Here is a 381-nt window from a genome sequence, read left to right as displayed (position 1 = left end):
TCGAATGTGTGACCTTTCCGTGTGGTGTTCGTTGGGTGTGATGAGCGGGTTGTCGAGGGGCTGTACGGGGGGTGTGGGGTGGGTGGGTTGCGGGAGCTTGCGGCGTCGTTCGTCGTGCCCGGCCCCTCGGGCGTGGCAGTCCGGACTCGGCTCAAGCAGCTCAGGCCCGCCGATGTGAAGGTGCTCGTGCTGGTCGGTGCGCACCTCGGGTCGCTGGCCTCCCGGGACTTGAAGGTGCGGTGCGCGGAGGGTCTGGAGCACTCGGCGGACGCGTGGGCGGCGCGTAAGCGGGGCCTGACGGCTGTGTCGTCGTCCCGGTGGGCGGGTTCGATCACCAAGGCCACGCATGATCAGTGGGCGCTCGCCCGGCGTGGCCAGCTC

1 pseudogene is annotated in these 381 nt (G+C 69.8%); it reads left to right on the top strand.

The features are described from left to right. Positions 1-78: 78 nt before the first annotated feature. Positions 79-381, top strand: a pseudogene (locus tag IG08_RS0153425) (IS200/IS605 family accessory protein TnpB-related protein); the annotation flags it as partial.

Source organism: Streptomyces fulvoviolaceus (assembly GCF_000718165.1).
GTDB lineage: Bacteria > Actinomycetota > Actinomycetes > Streptomycetales > Streptomycetaceae > Streptomyces > Streptomyces fulvoviolaceus.
The sequence above is the reverse complement of the archived record's forward strand: the minus strand, read 5'-3'. Positions and strand labels throughout refer to the sequence as shown.